21 protein-coding genes are annotated in these 23,973 nt (G+C 39.5%); 8 read left to right on the forward strand and 13 right to left on the reverse strand.

The window, feature by feature from the left end; genetic code table 11:
- Positions 1 to 27 precede the first annotated feature (27 nt).
- Positions 28 to 420: an RDD family protein gene (locus BCM40_RS14840; protein WP_065525198.1), complete on the reverse strand. Its 393-nt coding sequence runs from the start codon at positions 418 to 420 to the stop codon at positions 28 to 30.
- A gap of 5 nt (positions 421 to 425) precedes the next feature.
- The gene (locus BCM40_RS14845) at positions 426 to 812 is read right to left on the reverse strand and encodes a DUF4181 domain-containing protein (RefSeq protein WP_065525197.1); all 387 of its coding nucleotides are present in this window, start codon (positions 810 to 812) and stop codon (positions 426 to 428) included.
- 142 nt (positions 813 to 954) lie between these two features.
- On the opposite strand from BCM40_RS14845, the gene BCM40_RS14850 reads away from it, so the two are divergent.
- Both BCM40_RS14850 and BCM40_RS14855 read left to right on the forward strand, forming a co-directional pair.
- On the forward strand, positions 955 to 1,566 hold the full coding sequence (locus BCM40_RS14850; protein ID WP_065525196.1) for a hypothetical protein: 612 nt from the start codon (positions 955 to 957) through the stop codon (positions 1,564 to 1,566).
- 187 nt (positions 1,567 to 1,753) lie between these two features.
- Complete coding sequence (locus BCM40_RS14855) at positions 1,754 to 2,338, forward strand: TetR/AcrR family transcriptional regulator (RefSeq protein ID WP_065525195.1); 585 nt, start codon at positions 1,754 to 1,756, stop codon at positions 2,336 to 2,338.
- Positions 2,339 to 2,544: 206 nt separating this feature from the next.
- Here the strand turns inward: BCM40_RS14855 and BCM40_RS14860 are convergent, their stop codons facing one another.
- Positions 2,545 to 2,913, reverse strand: coding sequence for a DUF4181 domain-containing protein (locus BCM40_RS14860; RefSeq protein WP_065525194.1), 369 nt, complete (start codon positions 2,911 to 2,913; stop codon positions 2,545 to 2,547).
- A 363-nt stretch (positions 2,914 to 3,276) separates the two neighbouring features.
- On the opposite strand from BCM40_RS14860, the gene BCM40_RS14865 reads away from it, so the two are divergent.
- Positions 3,277 to 4,518, forward strand: a complete 1,242-nt coding sequence (locus BCM40_RS14865) for an AI-2E family transporter (protein ID WP_065525193.1) — start codon at positions 3,277 to 3,279, stop codon at positions 4,516 to 4,518.
- A gap of 37 nt (positions 4,519 to 4,555) precedes the next feature.
- Here BCM40_RS14865 and BCM40_RS14870 read toward each other — a convergent pair whose 3' ends face one another.
- Complete coding sequence (locus BCM40_RS14870; protein ID WP_065525192.1) at positions 4,556 to 4,978, reverse strand: MarR family winged helix-turn-helix transcriptional regulator; 423 nt, start codon at positions 4,976 to 4,978, stop codon at positions 4,556 to 4,558.
- Between the two features lie 110 nt (positions 4,979 to 5,088).
- Here BCM40_RS14870 and BCM40_RS14875 point away from each other — a divergent pair, with 110 nt between their 5' ends.
- Positions 5,089 to 6,075 carry a YhdH/YhfP family quinone oxidoreductase gene (locus BCM40_RS14875; protein ID WP_065525191.1) on the forward strand — a complete coding sequence of 329 codons (987 nt, stop codon included), beginning with the start codon at positions 5,089 to 5,091 and terminating at the stop codon, positions 6,073 to 6,075.
- A 208-nt stretch (positions 6,076 to 6,283) separates the two neighbouring features.
- Here BCM40_RS14875 and BCM40_RS14880 read toward each other — a convergent pair whose 3' ends face one another.
- The 3 genes from BCM40_RS14880 to BCM40_RS14890 all read right to left on the reverse strand — a co-directional run bounded on the left by BCM40_RS14880 (position 6,284) and on the right by BCM40_RS14890 (position 10,146).
- Entirely contained in the window at positions 6,284 to 6,730 is a 447-nt protein-coding gene (locus BCM40_RS14880; RefSeq protein WP_065525190.1) for a DUF4357 domain-containing protein, read from the reverse strand.
- Positions 6,731 to 6,818: 88 nt separating this feature from the next.
- The gene (locus tag BCM40_RS14885) at positions 6,819 to 9,710 is read right to left on the reverse strand and encodes a DEAD/DEAH box helicase (RefSeq protein ID WP_065525189.1); all 2,892 of its coding nucleotides are present in this window, start codon (positions 9,708 to 9,710) and stop codon (positions 6,819 to 6,821) included.
- A 31-nt stretch (positions 9,711 to 9,741) separates the two neighbouring features.
- Positions 9,742 to 10,146, reverse strand: coding sequence for a (deoxy)nucleoside triphosphate pyrophosphohydrolase (locus BCM40_RS14890; protein ID WP_065525188.1), 405 nt, complete (start codon positions 10,144 to 10,146; stop codon positions 9,742 to 9,744).
- A 224-nt stretch (positions 10,147 to 10,370) separates the two neighbouring features.
- On the opposite strand from BCM40_RS14890, the gene BCM40_RS14895 reads away from it, so the two are divergent.
- From BCM40_RS14895 to BCM40_RS14905, 3 genes are all read left to right on the forward strand, one after another.
- Entirely contained in the window at positions 10,371 to 11,162 is a 792-nt protein-coding gene (locus BCM40_RS14895; RefSeq protein ID WP_065525187.1) for a putative hydro-lyase, read from the forward strand.
- A 446-nt stretch (positions 11,163 to 11,608) separates the two neighbouring features.
- Positions 11,609 to 13,861: a putative bifunctional diguanylate cyclase/phosphodiesterase gene (locus tag BCM40_RS14900; RefSeq protein ID WP_337590158.1), complete on the forward strand. Its 2,253-nt coding sequence runs from the start codon at positions 11,609 to 11,611 to the stop codon at positions 13,859 to 13,861.
- 317 nt (positions 13,862 to 14,178) lie between these two features.
- Complete coding sequence (locus tag BCM40_RS14905; RefSeq protein WP_065525186.1) at positions 14,179 to 16,569, forward strand: putative bifunctional diguanylate cyclase/phosphodiesterase; 2,391 nt, start codon at positions 14,179 to 14,181, stop codon at positions 16,567 to 16,569.
- Positions 16,570 to 16,657: 88 nt separating this feature from the next.
- Here the strand turns inward: BCM40_RS14905 and BCM40_RS14910 are convergent, their stop codons facing one another.
- The 6 genes from BCM40_RS14910 to BCM40_RS14935 all read right to left on the reverse strand — a co-directional run bounded on the left by BCM40_RS14910 (position 16,658) and on the right by BCM40_RS14935 (position 21,583).
- Complete coding sequence (locus tag BCM40_RS14910; protein ID WP_065525185.1) at positions 16,658 to 17,200, reverse strand: NADPH-dependent FMN reductase; 543 nt, start codon at positions 17,198 to 17,200, stop codon at positions 16,658 to 16,660.
- Positions 17,201 to 17,247: 47 nt separating this feature from the next.
- Entirely contained in the window at positions 17,248 to 18,231 is a 984-nt protein-coding gene (locus tag BCM40_RS14915; protein WP_065525184.1) for a ring-cleaving dioxygenase, read from the reverse strand.
- 250 nt (positions 18,232 to 18,481) lie between these two features.
- Positions 18,482 to 18,907 (reverse strand): hypothetical protein, encoded by a 426-nt coding sequence (locus BCM40_RS14920; protein WP_065525183.1) that lies wholly within the window; start codon positions 18,905 to 18,907, stop codon positions 18,482 to 18,484.
- A gap of 17 nt (positions 18,908 to 18,924) precedes the next feature.
- Entirely contained in the window at positions 18,925 to 20,283 is a 1,359-nt protein-coding gene (locus BCM40_RS14925) for a PepSY-associated TM helix domain-containing protein (RefSeq protein ID WP_065525182.1), read from the reverse strand.
- A 35-nt stretch (positions 20,284 to 20,318) separates the two neighbouring features.
- The gene (locus tag BCM40_RS14930; RefSeq protein WP_065525181.1) at positions 20,319 to 20,882 is read right to left on the reverse strand and encodes a DeoR family transcriptional regulator; all 564 of its coding nucleotides are present in this window, start codon (positions 20,880 to 20,882) and stop codon (positions 20,319 to 20,321) included.
- A gap of 137 nt (positions 20,883 to 21,019) precedes the next feature.
- The gene (locus BCM40_RS14935; RefSeq protein ID WP_065525180.1) at positions 21,020 to 21,583 is read right to left on the reverse strand and encodes an NADPH-dependent FMN reductase; all 564 of its coding nucleotides are present in this window, start codon (positions 21,581 to 21,583) and stop codon (positions 21,020 to 21,022) included.
- A gap of 300 nt (positions 21,584 to 21,883) precedes the next feature.
- Between BCM40_RS14935 and BCM40_RS14940 the strand changes: the two genes are divergently transcribed.
- The gene (locus BCM40_RS14940) at positions 21,884 to 23,920 is read left to right on the forward strand and encodes a PAS domain S-box protein (protein ID WP_065525179.1); all 2,037 of its coding nucleotides are present in this window, start codon (positions 21,884 to 21,886) and stop codon (positions 23,918 to 23,920) included.
- The last annotated feature ends 53 nt before the right edge of the window (positions 23,921 to 23,973 follow it).

The following is a 23,973-nucleotide window of genomic DNA, read 5'->3' on the forward strand; positions in this document are numbered from 1 at the left end:
CCTCCTTTTCTAAAGGAGGGAAAGTTTTTAATCTACTTTTTTAACCACAGTATGTGCGTAAAGGTCATTCGGGTATTTTTCACCTTTGTACTTATCGTAGCGGCTACGGTCTTTTGCATACATGAGAAGGCCTATCGTATCTCGGTAGACAATGTGTTTTAGAATTTGCTCTGAGCTCAGCTCTCCACCAGATTCATCTTTTAAGGCAATGCCCATCATTTTCTGACCAGCTGTTTGACCGTTCATTCGGAGCTGTGCATACTCAAGTCCCCAGAACACTAAATGCGGAGAAACCATTGCATGGAAAAATGGACTTTTTATTTTCTTTTTCAATAGCGGTTCTAACGAAAATGATACAGTAGTAGCAATCGCCGAATCGATCAACAACGCTTTGGCACGTTTTTTCGTCAATTCATACATGATTTTCAGCCTCCTGTTAAAAATAGTAATCCAAGTACTAATCCCACCACTATCGTTTCGGACCATTCATACCAATATCGCTTTTTATCTCTGTACAATACCCACTCTTCAAGCCCCGCAACAAATGTTTGGAGAATCAAGAGACCTAGCGGACTGATACGGGTAGCTAAAGAAAGCTCTGTAAAATCTAGCTCTACAAATATATACAGCAACGCGTAAACAAATCTTACGAAGATAACTCCTTGCAACATTATTACATAGCGATTTTTGTCTTCGTGAAAAATACTTTTCGAATCTCTTTTTATTCCACGCTTTTTCTTCAAATATAAATTTGCGAAAAGAAAATACACGATCGCAATGATGAGCAATCCAATCCATGCAACAGTCTCCATAGATACACTCCTTTAAATCAAATAATTCTACATGCGAAACTTGTTTCCCTCTAAACTTTGGATGAATCATTTTCCCGTTTGCCAATTTCTTCATTAGGGAACTTATAGTGTAATGAAATAAGTGATAAAAGGAGTGAACACCATGGTGTTTTTTATTATTTGGCTGCTGTTAATTGGCTATGCTGTTTTTTTGGCACCCGGCGGCGAAACAGATCCGATTTTGTCGAACATTTTTAGCGGCGACCTCGGTGCAATTGATCCACTCGTACTTGCCGTCTTTAATTCACTCGGCTTGTTTCCGATGATGTTTCTCACATTGCTGTTGCTAAATGACCGTCAAAAATGGCCGGCGTGGCCTTTTGCCTTGTTGTCTTTTGGCATTGGTGCTTTTGGACTTCTTCCTTATTTTGCGTTCGGCAATCGAAAGGCAGATAGAAGACTCAGAACTCCTGCATGGCTCGTTCGGTTTCTCAGTTCACGGTTTTGGCTTATTGTTTTTATGCTGTTTTGGGTCGGCAATGCATTAACGTTGTTGCAAGGATTTTCGCTCGCCGCTTATCAAGAGGCGTTCTTTTCGTCAGGTCTTGTTTCGGTTATGACGATCGACTGGTTTGTGTTATGGGGATTATCTGTTTACACCGTTTATCATTTTTACCCACAAGCCAAACGTAAGTCGCTTGCTTGGATTCCAATTCTTGGGCCAATACTTGTGCTATATCTAAACAAAAAAGCAGCTACGCGGAAATCAACGTAACGGCTTTACCTTTTTACTAACTTGTTCATCCACCATCGTTGACGAACTATTTCTGATTGAACCCTCCTATCTTACGCGATACTTATAGGCTATTGAAGACATCATCTACTTGTTCATATCGAAAAGTTAATGTCATACTTACTATAGAATTCTGTCCATTTTCAAGACACATTAGGAGGAAAACGAGATGCCTAGCACAGAAGATCGCCGTATTCTTCGAACTCAAAAAATGCTAAAAAATGCTTTACTACAGCTATTAACTGAAAAAGAACTGTCACAACTGACCATTACAGAAGTTGCAAAGCAAGCTGGGTGTAATCGCGTGACGTTTTATTCACATTATAAGGACTTGAACGAATTGCTTGCGGCTATCGTTGAAGATTACTTGAGTGGCCTTGCTGACTATTTCCGAAAAAGCTTCCAAGGGTTAGAGCGTTTTTCTTCGACAGACGTTCAGCGGCAACTGCCGATTTTTGAATACATTTATCAGCACCAATCGATTTTCACATTGATTATCACAGGAGAAATACTTCCTGGCTCGCAAAACCAGTTTTGTGAAGCCCTTGCACAAGTAGCCGCAACCGAACTGCGTCTCGAAGAAGAAAGCGATTTGGAAATTCCAACACTCAATTCATTCATGACTTACGGAACATTAGGGTTCTTTCTCTATTGGATCAAACAAGATTATAAGGATTCTCCAGAAGTGATGGCAGCTAAATTAGCCAAGTTACACAGCAAAATGTATGACGGATCGGTTGTATTAGATAAATAACTATAACGAATAGGTCTTGAATGATCGTATTTTTCGAAGCTTATCGTGGGGCGGGCATCGAGCAAACGCTTCTTCAAATACAGAGATTACTTACTATTTTTAACTAGTAAAAGTATCTGATTCCGATGAATTATAAGAGGGGATAAACTTATTCCACATTGTGAAAAAGGCATTTCCCTAAAGGAATGCCTTTTTTAGATAATAAATCAATTCATTTGAGTTATGGCAACTGTGATAAAAATAATAATTGCGAGTCCACTAAGCACTGAGTTAATGAGAGACACTTGATATTTTCGTGAACCTTTCAAATACTTCCACTCTAAAGAAATTTGCGTGGCATTTCCTACAAAGAAAATCACAAATATCCAAAAAAAGAATAATTCTAATGAATCTTGCATGTTTACCGCTAAAACAATTATCGCCAAGATCATTAGCCAATTATTCCACCGTTCAAACTTCTTCACTGGAATCCCTGCTTGTTCTTCTTGATCAATGCCAAAACGTTTTTTCAAAAACATTCTCAAAAAAGCGAAACCAATAATAATGACAAACCATAGGAAAAAGACGATTTCCATTTACCACACCTCCAACACCTTTTTCTATTCTACGAAGAAAAGGGGTAAAAGTTCCGCTTCAAAAAGAAGGTTATCCCCAATCGACATGCGATATTCAAAAGAACCTCTATTTACCCACCATTCCATTGAATATGTGGATGGTTTCACATTAAAACGGGGATAACTTTGTCGTTCCGTTATACTTTCACTCTTATCCACATGTGGATAACAAATAGTTTAGCAAAACCGTTTTTCTTCCGTTTCTTAGAGGAAGTAAAACGGGTCTGCTGGTGTGAAAACATTCGGATACGGGTATTTTATAGTTAATAAATTATAGACGTATTGGAGGGTGTAAAACAGCTTGAGCAGAAAGAGGTGTGGACGGTGGAGCATGAGAAAAATAAACGGACGTTAAGCCAAGCTGCTTCTTGGTTTGTTAAATGGGTACTAAACAACAAAGCGGTATCTGTACTGATTATTGTTTTACTCGTTTTGCTGAATTTGTGGCTCTTACCTAAGGTCAGCTTTGTTTTCCAGCCATTTATCGCCTTTTTTGACGTCATGGGAGTGCCGCTGATTATGGCCGGTATTTTATACTATTTGTTGAATCCGCTCATTGACTGGATGGAGACCAAAAATATCCCACGAACCGTCAGCATCTCGATTGTCTTTATCATAATTGCTGGGTTATTGGCATGGGGCATTGCGACGCTAATCCCGATTATTCGAGAACAATTGATGAGCTTGATCGATAATTGGCAAGACTATTTGAATACGTTTATCTCACGAATCGATAATTTTTTCCAAAATGATTTGCTGTCACGCTTGCAAACACAATTGATGGGAGGTACAGAGCCACTGTCTACGTCAATCACCGGCCAAACGGAAAACGTCGTTGGTTCGACTGTTACTGGACTCGGCAGTTTTTTTGGTGTACTCTCCACCACTTTACTGGCTTTAATCACAACACCTTTTATCCTATTCTATTTACTAAAAGACGGTCATCACTTGCCTTATCATGTTATGAAACTTGTTCCGTCAAAAATGCGTGAACATAGCTATTTGTTGCTGCGCGAGATGAATCTACAAATTAGCCAGTATATTCGCGGACAATTACTCGTGGCATTTTTTGTAGGCTTAATGTTTTGGATCGGCTTTAGCATCATTGGTCTGAAATACGCGTTAACCCTCGGCATTATGGCGGGGTTGTTAAACTTAATCCCTTTTTTAGGCTCTTTTATCGCTTTTATCCCTATCGTTATTATCGCCATCGTGGTCCATTCGCCGATTATGTTGGTCAAAGTGCTTGTGGTGTTCTTTATCGAACAAACATTGGAAGGCCGTGTTTTTCAGCCGCTTATTCTCGGCAGTAATTTGCAAATTCACCCAATCACCATTATTGCTGTTCTTTTGACTGCAGGAAATCTGTTTGGCGTTGTCGGAGTCATTCTCGGCATTCCCGCATACGCGGTTATCAAGGTCATTTTTAGCCATCTATTTAGCTGGTACCAGCGCTATACCGGATTGTATGACGATCCATTTAATCCCGCACCAAAACCACCTGTCTCTGAAAAGAAAAAGAAAAAACAATTAAACTTGAAAAGAAAACTACGCCAAACCAAATAAAGCCGCAAAATCTACTGATTCTGCGGCTTTCTAATCGTTAATTAAAGTCTGATTGTATAATCGTACTCAATAATTCTTTTAACTTCTTTTGGTCACTATTTGATAAGTCTTGAAGAACCGTTTGGTTTAACCTCTCTGTCGTTGCTTCTACATCTTTTTGAATGGCTATTGCTTTTGGCGTCGGAACAACTAAAATATTGCGTCGATTTTCAGGATCAATCGACCGTTCGATAAATCCAGCTTTTTGCATCTTATCCAAAATTCCAGAAACCGTGGAAGCTTCTAAATGCATCATTCCGCCAATTTGCTTTGGAGACAATTCACCTTCACTCCACAAACAATTCAATACGCCATATTGAGCTGGCGTTAAATTATGTTCTTCTAAAAGTCCGCTAAAGTATTTAAACACCTTATTTTGACTAACACTTAATAAGTAGTTGATACATTGGTTAATATCCATAAAATCTCCTCCATATTGACATTTTCTATCTTAACATGTTAGGTTTTGTATGAAAATAGTTTTGTCGCAGAACTATTTTGTATTCAAACATACTGAAAGGGGCAATCAATTTGAATTCATTTAATGCCATTCGCGTGAAAGAACAAGAAGACCAAATTATTTATGGGGTAGAAGAGGTCAATATCGATCAACTTTCTGAAGGTGATGTGTTGATTAAAGTCGCTTATTCCTCGATTAACTACAAAGATATGCTAGCTGTACAGAAAAATACAGGCGTTATCCGCAATTATCCGATGATTCCTGGCATCGATTTGAGCGGTACGGTGGTTTCTTCAACAGACGCTCGGTTTACCGAAGGACAAGAAGTGATTGTCACAGGATTTGACATGGGCATGAGTCATACAGGTGGATTTTCGGAATATGCACGTGTTCCTGCAGAATGGATTGTTCCGTTGCCTAAAAACTTAAGCTTAAAAGACGCAATGGTTTTTGGAACAGCTGGATTTACAGCCGCCCTTTCTATTCATGCATTAGAGCAAAACGGCATGGACCTTGCGAAAGACCCTGAAATTTTAGTAACTGGTTCAACAGGTGGTGTCGGCAGTATCGCATTGCAGATTTTATCCAAAATGGGCTTTACGAACATTTCCGCATTAGTACGAAAAGAACATCAAGAAGAAGTTGCAAAATCACTCGGCGCAACAAATGTCATTTTTGCAGATGATTTAGGTGAATTGAAAAAGCCATTAAACAAAACACGGTTTGATTATGTATTAGATACGGTTGGTGGAGATGTTGCTTCTGTCTTGATCCCACAAATTTCATATGGTGGCAGCATGAGCATGTGCGGAAACGCCGGCGGACTCCAAATCACGACGACCGTCTTACCGTTTATTTTACGTGGTGTAAACTTACTCGGAATCGATTCCGTCAACGTGCCGATCGAAAACCGAGGCGCAATTTGGGACAAAATGGCCAACGATTGGAACATCACACAAACTACATTAGTAAACGAAATTGCACTGAGTGAACTAACCCACACCATTGATGCGATTAAAAACGGGCAGCATTTAGGAAGAACGATTGTGAAGTTATAAGATTTTCTAGGCTCCCATGTAAAAAATAGATAGTCTGTCGAGAAATTTTTAATAAGTTATGGTTTTCTTTCTTACATGTAGCTTCAGTTAGCGAAGACTACAGATTTACTTCTGCATAGGTTCACTAACTACATTGCAACTCAGATAACATTTTCAAAAAAGAAAAAAAGCGGAAAAACTCATATGAGCTTTTCCGCTTTTTTTCACTTTATTTATTACTAGCTGCTTTCCAATCGTGTGAACCCCTTACCCAACCACCAATTACTGCACCCATGGCCATCATCGGCGAATCAAACTCGGTATCTTCCATCAACAACAATTGGTGCTGAAACGGTACAAGCAATTTATCGAGTACTAAGTTCTCACGTAGCTTTACATACTTTTTTGGACATTTCGGCGAAATTGTTGCTGCAAACTTGGCACCTCGTTGCACAACAAATTTATCCTCTCGGTAAAACCCTGTTGCATCTGCTCCGCGTTTTGAGGTGATGAAAAACAACTCAGGCACTTCTTCTCGGGGTTCGTGCAAATGTAGCATGCCCGATTCAAACGGATCGACAATTTGTTCCTGCCCTGTTTCAGTATCCAACTCAAGAAATTGATAAAGCTCGCCATCTTGTGGGTGTTGGATTTTCTTTACATAGTATTCTTTCATTGCTTCTTCCTCCTCTAACGTAAGTTTCGAACCCTTACAATAGAAATAGAGAAAGAGCTAAGAAATGGATACTTGTTTTATCTACAAATCATTCTTCGCTCGCAATATAATGATATAACTTGCTATTTACCGCGTTTTGCAAAGCTAAATGCATATGAACGACTGGAATTTCTTTTGAATTTTTGTCTTTCATTAACGCTTGCTCAATGTTTTCTTTATCTGGCAACGCTTGACCTAAATAATAAAAATCGCCACCTTCATCGTCATCTTTTTTGATGAACAAGTGAAGGTCAATATTGTTTTTAGCTGCATCAATAATGGTTTTCACTTCTGCAGATTCAAGTGTACGATTGCTTCTTGTGGACCATTTGAAAATTTCTGGACTGACAAAGCCTTCTGTGTACGCTACACTCGATTCAACTTCGTCCGCTTTATGATACGTAACGAAAATCGGACACGATCCATGCTTGGTTTTGTATCCGTAAATGGTTGAACTTTCATCACTCGACCAATTCAGTAGTCGACAAGCGTCTTTTCGTGTGTACTTTTTGTAAAGGGTTAATGGACGGTCGCATTCATAGTTTTTACTGAGCTCTTTTGCGCTTACAACTACATCAATCATCATGGCTTTAAAGTTCGCATTTTTTCTTAAGCTTTCTTTAATATTTTCATTAAAGTGAATTCTAGTTTCTCCAAACACCACAAGTGGTTTATCTCCATACTTTTTCCGCGGACCTTGATTGAAAAAACGCAAATCCAGAACGCGTTGCACAGAAGTTAAGGTTGCCGCATCAACCGTACAGTTATGAGCTGATACGTACTCGATGTACGCTTCTATCGTAGTTTGCTCTTTTTCCAATAACAACTCTAGCAACAATATTTCATGCAGTCGTTTGCCATTTAAAATCTCTAGCGAAAGCATCGTCAAAACTTGCTCCTCGTAGACCGTTACAAGTGGATCCGCTTCTTTCAGTTTCAGTAAAAACTGATGATACGTCGTGTACTTCTGAACAATGACTAATGGATCGATTGAATTATGATGGATAAAATCTTGAAGTTGCGGAATATGACCAATTCTATTTTTTAATTCGATATACGCTTCTCGCAAAATTTTCATATCACTTAAATTGCTCTTTTTAATCGCTGAGAATACACGGTTTTTAGCGATCTCTTCAAAATTCACCGTAGAAATTCCTTTAATATAACTCGTATCTTTCATGCGACGACGAATATTGTCTTTGTTTTGCGAGCGCTCTCCAGACAAGGCGACGGGAATCAGGTAGTTATTTTTATAATTCCCAATAAAATCAATGATTGTCACAAATTCTTTAGAGCCATGTTTACGCAACCCACGTCCAAGTTGTTGAATAAAAATAATGCTCGACTGTGTTTGTCTTAACATGACGACTTGGTTCACACTTGGAATATCAATTCCTTCATTGAAAATGTCGACCGTTAAAATATAATCCAACACACCATTTTCCAATCGATCGACTTGCAACACGCGCTCTTCTTGCGAATTTTGACCCGTTAATGCGACTGTCTTTAATCCGCGTCGATTCAATTCTTCGGAAAGCTTGATTGCTTCATCTTTTCGACTGCAAAACATCAGCCCTCTTACTTTTTCGCCCGAGTGACCGTAATATTGAATTTTTTGCATAATGTGGTCGACACGTTCTGATGTGATAAGCTTTGAAAAAGCCGTTGCTTCATCAATGACACCCTCTTCGTACTCCACATCGGTTACTCCAAAATAATGAAACGGACAAAGCATGTCTTCTTCTAACGCTTCTTGCAAACGAATCTCATACGCTACGTTATAGTCGAATAGCTCATATATATTAAAATCATCGGTCCGTTCAGGCGTTGCCGTCATGCCCATTAAAAATTGAGGTTGAAAATGCGCAATCACTTTTTGATAGGATTTCGCCCCTGCTTTATGTACTTCATCAATTAAAATATAATCAAAAGCTTGTGGATCGAGTTGCTTGAGCGTTTCTTCCTTTGAGATCGTTTGAATCGTCGCAAACAAATAGCGCGCTTGAGTTTCTCTTAAATTCCCTGAAAGAATCCCAAAGTCGCTTTCCACGCCACCCAATATTCGAATAAAGTCAGATTTCGCTTTTTGAAGAATTTGTTCGCGGTGCACGATAAACAACATGCGCCTTGGCGCAACACTCCGCACGTCAAATGCGGATAAATAGGTTTTTCCCGTACCCGTCGCTGAAATTACTAAGCCTTTATCGTTTCCTGCTTCACGCACTGCTTGTATTTCTTGCAGTGCTGCTTTTTGCATTTTATTCGGTTCAATTTTAACTGCAACTTCTAATGGATTTTCCGTATAAATTTCAGGGAATTCTGCAACGTTTTTTAACTCTTTGCGGTATTCCATTGGCACATAAGACTGTTCATACTTTTCAATCCATTGTTCTGATAGCGCTTGTGCATTGTCCCAAACTTCTTCGAATTGTCGATAGAAATGAGAAACCAATTCGCCGTTTTCGTGCGAACTTAGTTTGACGTTCCACTCATAATTCACTTTTAACGCTTGTGCCGTTAAATTAGAGCTCCCGACAATTAAAGTTTGGTGTGTTTCATGAGAAAATATATAACCTTTCGAGTGAAATCCTTTCATGCTCGACAAACGAACTTCTATGTTATTGATTTTTAAAAGTTCTTTAAAGACTTTCGGCTGGTTAAAGTTTAAAAAAGTCGAAGTTAAAATTCTGCCTTTAATTCCTTTTCGTTCAAGATCCGATAAGTGGGTTTTTAACGTGGCCAGCCCGCTTTCCGTCACAAAAGCAACAGAAAAGAGAAACGATTGGCAGCTATCTAACTCCTCAGTAATCGAGTTCAGCACTGTTTCATTCGTTTTTGTATTATTGATCAGCAAAGTCGGCTTGAAACGTTCACCGCTTGGTTTTGCTTGATCGATAAAACCTTTGTATAGTGATTCCTCTAAATTCTGCAGAAAATTCATCTCTACCCCTCGTTTCTCTCATCTAACTCTGTTATTGCTGCGCTTGATATGTCTTTTTCAACTTCTTGATTGCTGGGATATCAGCAGGGGCCCATTCTAATTTCTCTAAGTCATGCGCTTCTATCCATTCAATCGCAATGTGTTCTGTTAACACAGGGGTCCCTTTAACTAAGCGACAATAAAAAGTCGTCAAATGGACAATGCCAAAGTCGTATTCATAAACAGTATGCTCGACTTGCTCCCCGATCTCTACGTGACAATGCATTTCTTCTTGAATCTCTCTTTGCAATGCCGATTGCGGTGTTTCCGTTTCTTCTATTTTGCCGCCAGGAAATTCCCAAAGCCCGGGCAAGCTTTTTTCCATTCCACGCTGTGCACATAAAATTTTATGACCGTCTGTGATGACTGCTCCAACTACGTGTATGTTTTTCTTCATTTTTACTCACCTTACTTTTTTAGAATTTAATTTTTATCCTAAGTTACTTTATTGAACTTTTCAATGATCTATATATTAACATGAAATTCTTACCAATTAACTTTCGATTTTGTCTACAATGCTGAATTTGATGAAGAATGATAAAATGTCACTATATTTAAAAAATTACTATTGCAATAAGCCCGAATGATGACACTTACTATTTTAAGATGGGAGAAGATCAGATGTTCAACTTGCAAAATTCCATACCAGAAGAAATCCGCCAGAAGATTCGAGAGGGCAAGTTGAAAAGCCCTACTGCTGGGATGGCGAACGGCTTTTTGCAAGCAAACCTTGTTATTCTTCCGAAAGACATGGCATTTGATTTTCTGCTGTTTTGCCAACGAAATCCGAAGTCTTGTCCGTTAATAGATGTTACGGAAGCTGGATCATTTACACCTGTCCAAGCTGCACCCACAGCAGACCTCAGAAGTGACATTCCACTATATAACGTTTACCGCGATGGTAAACTGACGGAAACGCTTAGCGACATTACAGAACTTTGGACTAACGATATGGTGGCCTTTCTTATCGGGTGCAGTTTTACGTTCGAAGAAGCCCTAGTCAGAAATGGCATCTCAATGCGCCATAACGACGAAGGGGTAAATGTACCAATGTACAAAACTTCGATTCCAACTGTCAAAGCTGGCATATTCGAAGGCCCCACTGTTGTCAGTATGCGCCCTATTGCTGAACAAGACATTGTGCGTGCTGTCCAAGTAACTAGCCGTTTCCCGACCGTTCACGGGGCACCGCTCCATATTGGCCACCCTGCAACGATCGGCATTACCGATTTGGACAAACCTGATTACGGAGACCGTGTGACGATTAAGGAAGGGGAAGTTCCGGTATTTTGGGCATGTGGTGTTACGCCGCAAGCAATCTCCGCGCATGTTAAGCCACCCTTTATGATTACTCACGCTCCTGGTCATATGTTTATCACCGATATTCCAACAGAAACCGTTGGGGTTATGTAAGTTTGTTTTTTATGTAGAAAACTGCAAGCTCTTTCACTATCTATCACAAAAAGATCGTCTTTCTCAGGAATCCCTCTGAGAAAAGACGCCCTTTTTCTATTCTCTACTAACTCACACTTAAAAGTAGGTAATTAGACTTCATCTAAACCAGTCAATAGTAATTCTTTTTTTACTTTTAAATTACATTATCTGTATCTTTATGTTTCTTTATTTTAAAAACCTCTTTATACTAAGGTTATACCAGATAAATTCATTAAATTGAAAATCTTTGTAATTATCCTATTTCCTAAAAAGAGGTGAAGCGTATCACTTTTTCTAATATCAAGAACGTTTTCTTACTCTATATTGGCGTATATATGATTGTTTATTATTCGTGGACTATTTTTGGAAGCTTTAGCAGCTACCATGAATTAGGGCTTAATCTGCTTTCCTTGTCAGCTCCTGTAGTGGCTACAATAACAATTTCATTTGTTTATTTGAACCCGAATAGTCGAGATCGCTATTTTTGGTTATTGATTGCTTTGGGGTGTTTTAACTATGCGATCGCAGAAGTCATTTGGCTGTATAACTACAGCATCGCTCAAATTCCAGTCATCTCCCCAGAATGGTCTGATTTGTTTTACTTTCTTCAAATCTTCTTTTACATAACGGCATTTATTTATCAGCTTTGGCGAAAAAAAGAAAATGCTTACCAAATTAAGTTTTTTTGCGATGTGGCCATTATTGTCACCGTATTTACAGCCCTTAGTTGGCATTTTCTCGTTCGACCGTTGTTTTCATCAGATGAGTTAACGCCCCTATTACTCGCTATTTCAGTAGGTTATCCAGTGAGCGATTTACTTTTATTGCTTGGAGCTATTGGCTTTTATCTAGGGACTGCTCAATTTTTTGCGCGCAGTGTTCTGACATTAATCATTATGAGTTTGTTGCTCCAAGTATTCGCAGATACTGCTTATCTTTTCTCAATAGCGGAGTCTAGCTATGTAGAAAATAATTTAACTAATCCATTATGGTCTCTTGCTTTACTGTTAATGGCTCTAGCAGCTTTACTGTCACTTACACCTACAAAAACATTTATTCCCGCTGTTCTACCTGAACCACCGAAAGAGCGAATTACATTTCAAATGTTGCTTCCTTATTCCACGATCATTTTACTTTTTATCGTTATTGCGTTTGAACAAAACAAAGACATACATGGTTTAATCGCTGGAGCTGGTCTTTCTATTGGCTTAATCATTGTTAGACAGATTTTCACTTTATTGGACAACCAAAAGCTCATGTATAATTATGACCACCTAACTTCAGTGCTTGAGCACAAAATTGAAAACAGAACAGCCGAGGTAACAAACAAAAACCAACAACTAGAAAAAGTGATTCAAAAAATGGAAGAACTGGCCTATTACGATGTTTTAAGTGGTTTGCCTAATAGAAGATTGTTTTTAGAAAAACTCGAAGACTCGATACGAGATGCGAAGCAACATTCAGAAAAAGTTGCGGTCGTGTTTATCGATTTAGATCGTTTTAAAAACGTTAACGATTCTTTCGGACATGAATTTGGTGATTTGTTGTTGCAAGGTTTTTCCGAAAAAATAAAAGAAAATCTGCGCTCAGACGATGTGATTTCGCGACAAGGCGGAGACGAATTCACAATCATTCTCAATAACATTTATGATGAGCACGATATTTCGCCGCTCATTCAACGTCTACAAACTGCTCTAGCAAAGCCCATGATGATCAATGGACAAGAATTGCATATCTCGATGAGCATTGGCATCGCCGTTTATCCGAAAGACGGAGAGACTTCAGGAGAGCTCTTGAAACACGCCGACAGTGCCATGTATAGTGCAAAAGCAAAAGGCAAAAACAACTTTCAGTTTTTCTCAGATGACATGGCCTTGATTGCTTCTCGAAAAATCGCGCTTGAGAATGACATGCGTCGCGCTATCACCAACAAAGAATTTATGCTTTATTACCAACCACAAATTCAAGTTGAAACTGGTGATATTATTGGGATGGAAGCATTAATCCGTTGGCAAACTGTCGGTGGAGATGTAGTATCTCCTGGAGAATTTATCCCGTTAGCAGAAGAAACTCGGTTGATCCTGCCGATTGGCGAATGGGTTCTTTATACCGCATGTGAGCAAGCAAAAAAATGGCATGATGCAGGACATTCCCATTTAAAGCTTGCTGTCAATTTATCTCCCCTCCAGTTTATACACGATGATTTGATGGATGTGGTGGAATTCACGCTTCGTAAAACCGGTTTTCCTGCCTCTTCACTAGAGTTAGAAATAACAGAAGGCGTTGCTGTAGAAGATGCGGAAACAGCGTTAACCCGGATGCGCGAATTGAGAAAAATCGGCGTCCGAATTGCGATCGATGATTTTGGAACCGGGTATTCTTCACTCAACTATTTGAAACGCTTCCCACTCAACAATTTGAAAATCGCTCAACCTTTTGTACAGGACATGGCAACCAATCCATACGATAAAGCGCTGGTTGAAGCAATGGTGTTTATCGCTCATAATTTAAATATGTCGGTCATTGCAGAAGGTGTAGAAACAGACGAGCAACTATCCTTACTAAAAGAACTTGGTTGTGATGAAATACAAGGTTATCTTTATAGCAAACCGTTGTCTGCCGAACAATTTACAGAGTTGCTCGTTCATGGCGAGATTTCGACGAAATTGGTTAACTAACTTTCTCAAAATTCTTCTATACAAAATGCTAAAACCGGAATCTGGGTTTCACAGATTCCGGTTTTTTGTCTTTTTTAAAAGATTTTTTTGCCCACTTCTAGCTTTCTTCCCTTTTTTTCTCCCTTCTACTAACCCTTAACTTATTTAGTTTCTATCTCTTCAAAGATAAAGATAAATATTTGTAAAAAAATGGGATTATATGTAATATAGCTATTTCTTTATTATTAAAAAATCTTTATAATAAAGAAAAACTCCATAAAAAAGAATTTTGATAATCCTAAAAATTTTCTATTTCCTTAGATGAGGTGACATACATTTTGTTTTCCAGCACTAAAAATCGCTTTTTCATTTTTATCTTACTTTATATCGCTACCTACTATTCGTGGATTTTGTTCAGCGATACTAGCAACGAAATTTACAAAGTAGCCAATCAATTTCTTTCCTGGCTAGCGCCTCTTGTCGCTTTTACCATTCTCTTTTACGTGTACCGAAAAACGAGCGGCAGAAACCGCACGTTTTGGTTGCTACTTTCGCTCGGGAGTTTGAGTTACATTATCGCTGAAAGCATTTCGACAATTAGTTATACGGTTTTCAATGTAGTAATGGGCTATCCTGGACCGCCTGATCTCTTTTATTTTCTGCAAATCGTTTTCTACTTAGCTGCTTTTGTTTATCAGCTAAAACAAAGAGAAGAAATTTCTTATCAGATTAAATTTCTTTTCGATATGATGATTCTGATCACGGTATCGACGGCTCTTAGCTGGCATTTTCTTATTCAACATGTTCTTCCAGGTCAATCGGCATCACCACTACTCATTGTTGTATCACTCGCCTATCCAATCGGGGATTTACTGTTAATGTTTGGCGTAATTAGTCTTTATATTGGGTTTTCTCACCCGTTACCGCACCGAGTTGCCACATTAATCATTATTGGATTAATCTTTCAAGTTTTCGCGGATACGGCTCATCTCTATTCCACATTGTCGGATACTTACAGTTCGGGCAATTTATACGATCCGCTGTGGGCGCTTAGCTTACTACTAGTGGCACTTGCCGGGTTGCATGCTTTAGAACCATCAGCGAAACGCAGTTCAAAATTAGCGCTAGCACCAAATGATGAACGCATATCGATTCGTATTTTACTTCCTTATTTTAGTTTGATGATTTTGTTCATCGCGATGACAATTGAACAAAAAGAAGACATGCAAGGCTTGATCATTGGGGCCGGCATAGCCGCATTCCTCATATTAACTAGACAAATTTTCACATTGGGTGACAACCGGCGGTTATTATCCAAATACAATCAACTAACTTCAGTTCTTGAACACAAAATTGAACAACGAACAGCGGAAGTCACTTCGAGTAACAGCCAACTAAAAGAAACAGTCCAACAAATGAAACATATGGCTTACCATGATGTTTTGAGCGGCTTGCCAAATAGACGCTTATTTCTTGAAAAATTAGAAGACGCTATTGCTAACGCGAAGCAGAAATCGCATAAACTGGCAGTTGTGTTTATCGACTTAGACCGTTTTAAAAACATCAATGACACGTTTGGTCACGAATTTGGCGATTTACTGCTTCAAGCATTTTCGCAACGAATACTAGATAACTTGCGTTCTAGCGATACACTGTCCCGGCAAGGCGGCGATGAATTCACGCTTCTTTTGAACAATATTAAAGCAGAAAAAGATATTGCTCCCATGATCCATAAGCTTCAAAAAGCACTCGAAAAACCTTTGATTATTAAAAACCAAGAGTTATACATCTCCATGAGTATTGGTATTTCAGTTTATCCAAAAGATGGGGATACTACTGACGAATTGCTGAAAAATGCTGATAATGCCATGTACAGCGCAAAAGAAAAAGGCAGAAACAATTATCAATTTTTCTCTAAAGATATGGCCTTTGTCGCTGCACGAAAAACAGCACTTGAAGGCGATTTAAACCGCGCCGTTATCAATAAAGAATTCACTTTGCACTACCAACCGCAAATCCTGGCTAAAACAGGGGAAATTATTGGCATGGAAGCTTTAATCCGCTGGCAAAAAAATGATGGCAGCATTGTTTCGCCAGGAGAATTTATCCCGTTAGCAGAGGAAACTCGATTAATCCTGCCAATAGGTGAATGGGTGCTTTATACAGCGTGCCAACAAGCTAAAAAATGGCATGATGATGGAAATTCCCATTTAAAGCTAGCAGTCAACTTATCTTCTTTGCAATTTATGCATGATGATTTAATAACAACTATCCAAAAAGTTCTGAAAACAACGGGGTTCAAAGCCTCCTCTTTAGAATTAGAAATCACAGAAAGTGTCGTACTAGACGATGCTGAAAAAGCCATATCCCGGATGCAAACATTACGAGAAATCGGCGTTCAAATCGCGATCGATGATTTCGGTACCGGCTATTCGTCGCTAAGTTACTTGAAGCGCTTTCCACTCAACAACTTAAAAATTGCCCAACCTTTTGTTCAAGACATGGCGACAAATCCACGAGACAAGTCATTAGTCGAAGCTATAATTTTCATCGCGCATAGTTTGGATATGTCCGTTATTGCAGAAGGTGTGGAAACGGAAGAACAACTAGCCTTGTTACAAGACCTAGGTTGTGATGAAATCCAAGGCTTCCTTTTCAGCAGACCATTGCCCGTTGCTCATTTCACCAAACTTTTGATGACCGGAGTTACTCCGGTGAAAGTGATTTAACCCTTTCTCAAAAAATCAGTCCACGTAAAAACAAGGCAAGACGCTATGTAACAGCGTCTTGCCTTGTTTTAGTTTTACAGAAAACAGCTTATCGAATTGTTTTCAATGCGGTTGACCACGGAATGACTTGATCTAACATTTGGTTTACAGAGTCTACTTGAACCGGCGCTGCTTTTAGTTCTGCGCCGTTTTCAAAGTCGGTGAATAGCGACAGAGCTGGGTGAACCCGAACATCCGCGACAGACAATTCACCTAAAATACCCCGTAAGTGTTCCGCTGCACGTGCGCCGCCTACTGAGCCGTACGAAACAATCCCCGCTGCTTTGTTGTTCCATTCTGCACGCAGGTAATCCAATGCGTTTTTCAATGAACCGGTAATCGAGTGATTGTATTCTTGTGTGATAAAGACAAAGCCGTCTTGTTTGGCGATGGCTTCAGACCATGCTGCCGCACCTGATGCGTCTACTCCATTTTCACCAAGTAGCGGTAATTTATAATCTGCGATGTCGATGACGGTATAGTTCGCGTCTCCGCGTTGGTCTGCTAACTCTTTTACCCAGTTTCCTACTTGCGGGCTTAAGCGCCCTTCACGTGTTGATCCTAAAATAATGCCGATGTTTAAGTTTGTCATGGTTATTTCCTCCTCAAATGTGATTTTGCTTAATTTACTAGATCTGTTTATAAATATTCTTTTTCAAACGTCCGAGTGCTTCGTACGGTATCAATTGGGCGAACCAATTCCTCGATTTTCTCGCGTTTGGTTTCTAAGAATGGAGGTAACGATAATTTTTCTCCCACTGTCTCGTATGGCTCGTCGCCTAAGAATCCGGGACCGTCTGTTGCCCATTCAAACAAGATACCAGGTGCCACACGTACGTATAACGATTCAAAAAAGAAGCGGTCGACATAGCCTGACGTATGGAAACCGTGGTTTTGCATGCGGGTGATCCATTCTTCTAAGACGTTTCGATCGGCTACACGGAATGCTGCGTGGTGAACGGTTCCAAAGCCTTGACGACCTTGTGGCAATAATTTGTTGTGCTCGACAATCACTTGCGCGCCGTTGCCTCCTTCACCGATTTCAAACAAATAGAATGAACCTTCTTTAGCGATTTGACGCATCAACATCGCTTTTTCCAATACTTCTTTGAATGCCTCAATATCAGCGATGCGGATATGAACAGGGCCCAGTCCAGTAATCGCGAATTCTAGTGGTACCGGACCGTTTTGCCATGGTGTACCCGATGCCACGCCTTTGTTTGTTTCATCAGAAATCAGCATGTATTGCTGATCGTCAAAGTCAACGAACGAAATGCTTTTCTTGCCAAATACTTCTTGAATGCCTTTATGGGCCACCTTGTATTGATCAAAGCGTTTGATCCAGTAATCGAGCGCTGCATCAGTTGGCACGCGGAATGCCGTTTTGTAAATTTCGTTCGTGCCGTGCGATCCTTTCGGGATGTTCGGGAAGTCAAAAAATGTCATGTCCGTTCCTGCAGATCCTTTATCATCCGCGAAGAACAAGTGATAGGTTTGGATATCGTCTTGGTTGACCGTTTTTTTCACTAAACGCATCCCTAATACATAGGTGAAAAATTCATAGTTTTTTTCAGCTGAGCTGGTTATCGCGGTTACGTGGTGGATTCCTTTTAATTCGTTCATGGGTTATTCTCCTCTTCGGTTTAATTTTATCTCGAATTCGAGATAAAAAGTTAAAAAAATTTAACTGATATTTTTTGAAACTCAGTTAATGATTGTTAACTATTTTCCTTTAATTCATTTATCTTTAATTCAAGATAATATTATCACGTAATTTTTTTGATGTCAACTGCTCGGAATCATTTCTCTTTTCGTACTTATGAAAAGAAAGCCCGGTTTTGGTTTTGCGCCATAACCGGGCTTTCTTCTCTAGTTAATGATGACTACTTGATTTGGACTCTTCCGATTCCCCTTTCTCGTCATTGGTTTCTGCCATTTCACCCACCACAATTTGTCGAATCGGTTTTATCGTTTGATCAGTTGTTTGCATTGTTGAATACAAATTATAGATCCCATCCTCGGCAAACTTGGTTTGGATTTTAACATTTCCCTCTTCGTCTTGACTAAAAGGAATATTTTTCATTTCTTGGTCTCCTTGCTTTTGCAAAACAAATGACACTGCTTGTAATTTTTCCGTCGCTTCACTTTGTAGAGAAATGTCGATGTCTACGTTTTGATCTACCTCAATATTCTCTGGCACATTCCACACTAGTTCCGGTGGTTTTAACATCGTATCGGCATATGTGCACCCTGATAACAAAAGCGTTAGAAAGACGATTAGTTGAAGTTTCTTTTTCATCACGATTCCTCCTTTCTCTACAACCATTCTTTTAGTTTCGGTATGAACGGCAAAATAAATTTATCAAAGATAAATACTACGACCAAACTAACCCCAACTAGTGGCATTAAAATACCCAGTACAATCATAATTCCCCAAACAATCCGTGTTACTTTAGGATTGTCTACTTTTGACGGGGCACCCGATGCGCCGGAAGGCTTGCGTTTACGCCACATAATAAAAGAACTAATAACGATCAAGATGATGCCTAAACACACAAGCGTTCCAATAATTTGGTTGGCTACACCGAACAATCGTCCTTCGTGAAAAGAAATACCCGCAGTCATCGCTTGCGCTAAAATACCATAATCCTTAAACCTTGTATCGCTCAATTTAAAACCTGTATACGGGTCAATGTGAAGAGTTGCTTCATCTAATACTTGCCCATTTGACGAAGTGATTGTGAAGACACCAGTGTCGTCTGCAGGAAGCGAGATGGTATACGGTTTTGCAATGTTCTCTTGAAGTGCGATCGCATTGATCTCGTCAATTGACAGTGCCACAAAACCATTCATATCAGTTGAAGGAACACTCAAATTTTGAGTTGCCCAAGGGACATCTGTAGCAATATCTTCTGTTGTGATCGAAGTTATTGGTTTCTCGCCATAAGCCGTACTTAAAGGTTCATTTCCTGTATTTGTTGATGTCGCCACTTTGTTAATAATGTCACCTGAAACAGTAGACCAAGCAAGACCGGACAACAAAATAACGATAATTGCACCTGATAACCAAAAAGCTGTAACGCCGTGCATATCACGCCAGAACATTCTTCCTTTTTGGCGAAAACGTGGCAACACAGTTCCCCAAATCGAAGGCTTTCCTCTTGGCCACCAGACATACAGTCCGGTGATCATTAAGACAATAGCCCATCCTGCTGCAAGTTCAACCAACAAGTTTGCTGCTACTCCCCCAACTAATAATTCACTATGTAGTTTCACTACTTGATTCATAATCAAGTCATTGTTGTTCATTTCTCCAATAACAGTGGCATCATATGGATTAACATATACTGTTTTTGCCACGTCTTCATCTATTACACGAATTTCCGTAGTTCGATTTGTTTCATCAAACTGGCGAATCGAGGTCACCACAGCATCATCCATACTAGCCGTCACTGTATCGATTAATACACTAGGTTCTGGTCGCTCTGTTTTTTGTGAAGGGATTTCATATAAGTCCTGATAAAGAGTTGCTTCGATTTGAGGTTTAAATAGATAAATTCCACCACTTATAGCTAAACTGATAAAAATAGGGGCAAATACTATTCCTGCATAAAAATGCCATCGCCAAACTGTTTTGAACCAATCTCCTTTTGTTTTTTTCTTTTGTTTGTTCATCCTGCCCACTCTCCCATTCATACGTTTCGGCTACTTTAATGACGACAAGCTTGGCCGGTCATGGCTTGTTTCAATTCAATTAATGCTTCATCAAATAACATGAGTTGTCCACCAAATCCATACTGAAACTGTTGTGCTTGTGGTTGTGACGCAAAAGGCAAAACTTCGGGTCGGCAACAATTAATCTGAGCAGTTGAGTCTATTAAAAAAGTCGCTTTTTTGGCATTGATGGTCGTGTCTGTTAAAAAATCTTGGCAAATCAGTTGGGCGACTTTAAATTCAATTTTGCTATATCGTAGCAATGCGCAGTGCATGCAACAGGTTTGTTCTATTTGATCGTCTGTCAAAATGAGTTGCACCGTTAAGCGAGTATGTATCGGCTTCGCGCAATAAACGCATCCTTGAAAATCAGCTGTTGCACCAGCAACCGCAATCCCATTTGACGTTTTGAGCACTTTGCCTTCTTTCACCAACGCTGCAACATCCCGGTAAACGGTCATTTCCGAAACGTTTAAACGCTTACTAATTTCTGTGACACGAAGAAAGTCTACTTTCTGAAGCCATGTTAAAATTTGTTTTTTTCTTTCAATAGGTAACATAAATTCACATCCTTATTAAATAAAGAACGCAAACTCTTTTGCTTTAGATCATTGTATTGTGTGAACAATCAATAATATTCACTGAATTTCTCATCAAAAAAAGAGCTATCCAGAAGGATAACTCTTTTTTGATCATTTTATTTGTTTCTCAAAGGTTCAAAAGCATTGGTCCATGCGTTTACTTGATCTAGTAAAGTCGTCACCGATTTTTCGTGAAAATCAGCTGGCTTGAATTCATGCATTTTCACAAAATCTGTAAATAGCGACATCGCTACGTGCGTTCGAACCGTAGCGACTTGCAACTCGGCTAAAATAATACGCAAAGCTTCGGCCGCCCGGACCCCTCCTGACGTACCGTAGCTGACTATTCCAGCCGCTTTGTTGTTCCATTCTGGATACAAATAATCGATGGCATTTTTTAAAGCTGAGGTGACCCCATGGTTATATTCCGGACAAATAAACACATAGCCGTCTAGCTCTTTAATTTTTTTCGCCCATGGAATGGCTTCAGGGGTTTGGTAATCTTGACTAGCTCCAGCCGGAACCGGTTCTGCGTACATCGGTAAATTGAACTCAACCAAATCAACAATCTCATATTCAGCGTCTCCACGTTTGTCCGCAATGTCTTTGACCCACTGAGCAACTTGTAAGCTATTGCGCGCCGGCCTTGTGCTCCCAGTAATAATACCGATCTTTGTCATGACTAATTCCCTCCTCGATTTGTGATTCTGCCTTAACGTAATCATCCACTTCTTGATACCTCTTCATCATAAGGCAAACAAATTTGGAGTTCAATTAATAAACAGATTATTCTAACAATAAGTATCCTGAGAATTTATCGTGCAACAAGAAATGATTTATTAGAAAACTCTATCTTGTTTTAGCATTATCCACTAAACTTATAAAAAGATGTTAAATACTAACTTTTAACTTATAATGTAGTGACAAATAAAGTGAACGAAGATGCTTCATATGTATATACCGAAGGGAGGGTTATCGTTTTGGAACATTATATAGACAACTCACCACATCCTACTTTAGCTTCTGCGGAATTTCTCGACTTGATCCCCGATCCGGTTTTTTTGATAACGGAAGATGACGAAACATTCCGTTATGCTTATGCAAACCCAGCCGCTTTTCACTTGTTCGCCCTCGAACAAACCGATATCGGAAAAAAGTTAGAAGAAGTCTTATCCTCTGCACATATTCCGCTTCACTACTATCGTGAAGTCCAGGCTTCAAAAACAAAACTAGAAGTGATGGAAACCATTCATACAGAGGACAGCGCTATTCTTGGAGACATTGTTCTTAATCCCATCCTGTCTGACGATGGACATTGCACATCTATTTTAGTGACATGTAAAGAGCAGACAGAGCGGACAAAGACAGCTCGTCTTTTACAAGAAAGTGAACAACGCTACCAGTCATTAGCCTCAAATCATCCATATGGCATTTTTGTATTTGACGAAAATGGTCATTTAAAGAGCGGAAATATCGGAACCGAAACGATTACCGGGTACTCCGCGGAAGAACTACTAGAGACTTCGTTTTTGTCCATGATTGTCGCAAGCGAAATCGATAAAGTGAAGCATCATTTTTACGAAACTTTACACAAAAATCGCTTGGAGCGTTATGAGTTCGCATGCCATCATAAAAATAATCAGCTCCTCTATCTTCAAGCAACCAATATACCGATACTCCTCGATGGGCTATTTGTTGGGATGCATGTCTTAGTGACCGATATCACTGAAATCATTCATGCGAAAAAGAATTTAAATGAAACTAAAGCAAAACTAGAGATTTTTTGGGAAAACTCTGCTGTTCCCATCTTTTATATCGATGCGAAAGGAAATATCGTAAAAGTAAATCCAGCATTTGAAGAACTGTTTGAATATACCGAAGAAGAAATGATCAACAAAAAAGGCACCCTTATTCCACCAGCGATGAAACCCGATCAAATAGCTATTTTGGAACGGATTTTACAAGGGGAAACAATCCAATCACACGATACTGTTCGAATAACCAAATCCGGAAAATTGCTAAATATCATATCTTCCTACTCCCCTGTACGCAATGAGAAACACGAAGTGATTGGTGCAACAATCATCTCCAAAAATGTAACCGAATTGAAAAAAGTAGAAAGAGAACTACAGAAAAGCCAAGAAAAATACAAACTGATTACTGAGAGTACGTTGGACATTATTACCTTAATGAACTTGTCTGGAGAAATTGAATACGTCTCACCTGCAAGTGAAAAAGTTTTAGGATTTCCAGACCACGTATATATCGGAAAACTTTTCACGCACAATATTCATCCAGAAGACACCTTCAAGTTAATAGACAATGTAACCGCTCTTATAAACGGAGGACAGCCAACCCCACTAGATGTTCGTTATTTGCACCGGGACGGTCATTATATATGGATGGAAGTTTCACCTACTCCCGTTTACGCAAACGGAAAAATGACTCAATTGGTTACATTGGCTCGAGATGTGACCGAACGAAAAAGACTGCAAAGTGACATCGCCAAAATGGCGTTTTATGACCACTTGTCCGGTATACCCAACCGCCGTAGCTTTGATGACACGTTAGAAAAAGCGGTTGTTCAAGCCAGTCGCACAAACAAAAAAATCGCTGTCTTAATGCTAGATGGCCGGAAGTTCAAAAAAATCAACGATCAATTTGGTCATGATGCAGGAGATGCTGTTATTAAAGAAATGGCCACTCGTCTCCAAGCCTCTATCCGTCCTGGGGATACAGCAGCACGTTTAGGCGGAGACGAAATGGGCGTTATTTTACCTGAAATCGACTCTGTAGATATTGCCATCGCTACTGCTAAACAAATTCTCAACTCTTATGAAACTCCCGTTTTCTTTAACGGTCACAAAATCACGATGGGGGCAGGCATTGGTATTTCCATATACCCTGACGATGCCGCAAATGAAAAACAACTGATCAAACACGCCGACTTAGCTTTGTATGAAGCCAAAAAAACGAATCGGGACGCGTATTGCGTTTACGAAGAAAGTCAGCGATAGCCTGCACGCTATTCTCGATTCACAAAAAAATCCTTTCATTGATTTGCGATGCA

It is taken from the genome of Planococcus donghaensis (assembly GCF_001687665.2).
In the GTDB taxonomy this organism is placed as follows: Bacteria; Bacillota; Bacilli; order Bacillales_A; family Planococcaceae; genus Planococcus; species Planococcus donghaensis.